Origin of the sequence: Bacillus sp. S4 (genome assembly GCF_040838205.1) — a bacterium.
GTDB classification, from domain to species: domain Bacteria; phylum Bacillota; class Bacilli; order Bacillales; family Bacillaceae_G; genus Bacillus_A; species Bacillus_A cereus_U.
Map to the genome: position 1 here is coordinate 1 of NZ_JBFPJI010000316.1, position 3,690 is coordinate 3,690.

Here is a 3,690-nt window from a genome sequence, read left to right on the forward strand (position 1 = left end):
CAGTAATTCTAATAATTGTTTTTGTTCTTCTCTATTTAACTTATCAAATTGCTCTTTTTGGAATGTTTCTTGCGGCGGGACTATTTCTTCATATAGAACCTTTCCCTCTTCTGTTAATGAAATATATTTCGTCGTACCTTCTTGTTCACGCTGAATCCAATCTAGTTGCTCCATCTTATTTAAAAGTTGAGTAACATTTCCTTTCGTAACAAACAACTTATTTCCAAGTTCTTGCTGTGTTAAACGATCGTGTCCTCCAATTTGAACTAATACATCAAACTGAGCGGCAGATACATTCCACTTTTTCAAATGCTGATTCGTCTCACGAATACTTCTATTATAAAAGCGTGATAAACGAAACCATAATAGTAATCCAAGTCTTTCCTCTGCTTTCATTCCATCACCTCGCTCATTTGATACTATTAGTTTAGAACTAAACTTAATAAAGGTCAACTACTTATTTTAAATTAGCAACAAATAAAAGCACAGTGATTTTTCTCCACTATGCTTCAGATTAAATTTCTATTTTTGTATTCATCTAGCTTCCTCTCCGCGAAATGCCTCGCATCTTTCTCGATCCATCTTTCTTCGTATCGTTCATGTCCAACATATAGTACATCGTCCTTATGCTGCATCGCATGCCTGAATTCATGCAATAGCGTTTTGAGCACTTGCTCATACTCTTCCCACATACAAACGAAAATTAATTGTTTTTCTTTATGATAAAAACCACCTACCGGGAATAAAAACTCCTCTTCTTCTTCTCCTAATGATAAAAGTACATGATTCGCATCACACGTATCACAAAAAATAACTGGCGTTGCACTTACTTCAATAAGAGAAAACAAATCATTTCTTAACTTTTTGACATCCCAAGGAAGCTCCGAATCCAACACATACCAATTCTCAACTTGTTGATATACATTTTGAAACTGGAGTTCCATTTCTCAATAATCCCCTTTCCAAACTCCCTTTTCCTATATGTATGCCACAATATGATAAATATTAAACATACTCTTTCACCCTTTAAAAAATGACAATAAAAAAGAATCTATGTCCGCATAGATTCTTTTTCCGTAATCACTTTTTTTTCATCATTTTTTTAAATATAAAATAACCAATTGCACAAACAATAGCAGCAAGCGCAAAATATTTCACATATGGCCCAGCTACTTTATTAATACTTTCCCACTCTGATCCTAATTTAAAGCCTAAATAGACAAATACAATTGACCATGGAATAACAGCTAATGTAGTTAGCGTAATAAACTTAGCATGTGACATTTTCGCAATACCTGCTGGTATCGAAATAGCATGACGCACAACGGGAATAAAACGTGCGGTAAAGATAACACCAGTTCCATAACGATTAAACCACGCTTCCGCATAATCAATATGTTTCTTCTGAATCAAAATATATTTTCCATATCGCTCAAGAACAGGTCTTCCTCCGTATCGACCGATCCAATAAATAAATAGCTGTGCGATTACACCGCCAATCGTACCGAACGCAACAGCACCCCCAAATGTAATGCTTCCTGTTGATACTAAATAGCCTGCATAAGACAATACGATTTCACTTGGAATAACCTCTAACATCAATCCAAGCATAATTCCCCAATAACCAAGTCCTTCTAGAAAAACTAAAACTGAATGAATCAACTCTCCTAACATCATTTACCTCTCTTTACTGTTTTCATTGCAAAAAATAAAAGTACAAGCGGTAAATATCTTGTACTTTTATTTTTTAAAATTTAGTTTGTCTTCGTATCCCACTTAAAGATTTTATTTAAAAATTTATATACATTCTTCGACTCTTTCGTAAGAAGAGGTCCTAAAATGGATAGTATAAGCACGTATAGCGCTGAGAATGGTTTCAATACTGACATTAAACCACCGGCGATACCGATATTGGCCATAATGATGGAGAACTCTCCCCTTGAAACGATTGTTAATCCAATATTTGTTGAAGCTTTATGGGATAATCCAGCTTGTCTTCCTGCAATCATCCCTGCTACAAAGTTTCCGATTATCGTCAGAAGTACAGCACCTAACGTTAACCATATTGCTCCGCCCAATGAGAACGGATCGATACTTAATCCGAAACTGAAGAAGAAGATAGCTCCGAAAAAGTCTCTAAATGGAACAACAAGATGTTCAATTCGATCACTATGCTCTGTCTCAGAGAAAACTAACCCTAAAAGAAGTGCCCCGATTGCTTCTGCAACGTGAATTGTTTCTGAAAAACCAGCAATAAAGAACAACGAAGCAAATACTACAATAATAAAGATTTCATCAGAACTAATATTGAGCAATCTATTTAATAACGGCGTAGCCTTTCTAGCTACTACGAAGAATAGAAGCATATATCCTAAAGCAATTCCAATTGAAGTGAGAGCACCTAAGAACGAAGCGTGATCCCCAAGGACTAAGCCAGAAACTACTGATAAATATACAGCAAGGAATATATCTTCAAACATAATAATTCCTAAAATTAATTCGGTCTCATTATTACCAGTTCTTCTTAAATCAACTAATACTTTTGCAACGATAGCACTAGAAGAAATCGTAATAATACCCGCAATAATTAAGATTTCAAGTAACGGGAAGCCCATTATAAATCCATATAATAATCCAAGTGAAAAGTTAATTAAAATATAAATCGTTCCGCCAATAGCAATCGAACGTCCAGATTTAATTAGTTTTTTCATCGAAAATTCTAATCCTAGATAGAAAAGAAGGAACAGAACGCCAATCCTTCCAAGGAAGGATATCACACTTGCACTTTCAATAAATTTGAGATCGATAACACCTATTGTCGGCGCGTGCGGTCCTACTAACATGCCAAGAACAATTAGAAAAGGAATTACTGAGAATTTAAACTTCCCAGCAATTACCGCCGCAATTGCTACTAAAACTAAAGCTGTACCAACTTCAAAAATTAAAGTATCCATCTAGTCAGTCCCCCTATTCGAAAGTAATTCATTGATAATCTTTTTAATTTCTTCTCTCTCACCGGAAACTACAAGCATATCTCCCTCTTCAATCACCGTGTCTGGTCCTGGATTAAATAGCTTTTTCATATTCTTTTTCATAACTGCAATTATCGTTACGCTATATGTTTTTCTTATTTCAAGATCACCAATTGTTTTTCCAATTGCTGGCGCTGCATTCTCCACTTTGAACCACTCAATCGCTAAACCTTCAAAGACCATCTCAACATTTTCTAATGCCCGAGGTTTATATACCATCCCGCCTAATATTGCTGCAATTTGTCTTGCCTCTGAGTCACGCAATGAAATACTTGAGATGCTTTCTTCATGGTCTGTATCAAAATGATACATTTCTCTACGCCCATCATCATGAATGACAATCACCATTTTTTCGTTACCTTTCGTAACGATTTGAAACTTATAACCAATACCTGGAAGTTCACTTTCTCTTATATTCATACTAGTTCCTCCTCAACAATAAATAATTTTTTATTTGAACTTTCTGTTTTTCTGTCTTTTCTTCAACCAACTAATTTTAGAAATTCTAACCAGTCAGGATATCTGTGATTTGGAAATCTTTTATTGTAATAATAAGTGGCTCCTAAAAAGATACTTAAAGATGTAATGATGAAAAATAAATTACTTCTCATTTTCAAACTCTTAAGACTTACTTTCAATAAAGATTCTTCTTTCAAAT

5 protein-coding genes are annotated in these 3,690 nt (G+C 34.7%); all 5 read right to left on the bottom strand.

What is annotated here, in order from left to right; translation table 11 throughout:
- Nucleotides 1–396 (bottom strand): MarR family winged helix-turn-helix transcriptional regulator (locus AB3X48_RS19205; RefSeq protein ID WP_367959819.1); only part of this gene is annotated, 396 nt, incomplete at its 3' end.
- Nucleotides 397–509: 113 nt separating this feature from the next.
- On the bottom strand, nucleotides 510–944 hold the full coding sequence (locus AB3X48_RS19210; RefSeq protein ID WP_002159954.1) for a DUF3920 family protein: 435 nt from the start codon (nucleotides 942–944) through the stop codon (nucleotides 510–512).
- A 136-nt stretch (nucleotides 945–1,080) separates the two neighbouring features.
- Nucleotides 1,081–1,674 carry an undecaprenyl phosphate transporter UptA gene (gene uptA, locus AB3X48_RS19215; RefSeq protein WP_199714930.1) on the bottom strand — a complete coding sequence of 198 codons (594 nt, stop codon included), beginning with the start codon at nucleotides 1,672–1,674 and terminating at the stop codon, nucleotides 1,081–1,083.
- A gap of 80 nt (nucleotides 1,675–1,754) precedes the next feature.
- Nucleotides 1,755–2,954, bottom strand: a complete 1,200-nt coding sequence (locus AB3X48_RS19220; RefSeq protein ID WP_199714931.1) for a cation:proton antiporter — start codon at nucleotides 2,952–2,954, stop codon at nucleotides 1,755–1,757.
- Nucleotides 2,955–3,452, bottom strand: coding sequence for a cation:proton antiporter regulatory subunit (locus AB3X48_RS19225; RefSeq protein ID WP_002198915.1), 498 nt, complete (start codon nucleotides 3,450–3,452; stop codon nucleotides 2,955–2,957).
- Nucleotides 3,453–3,690 lie beyond the last annotated feature (238 nt).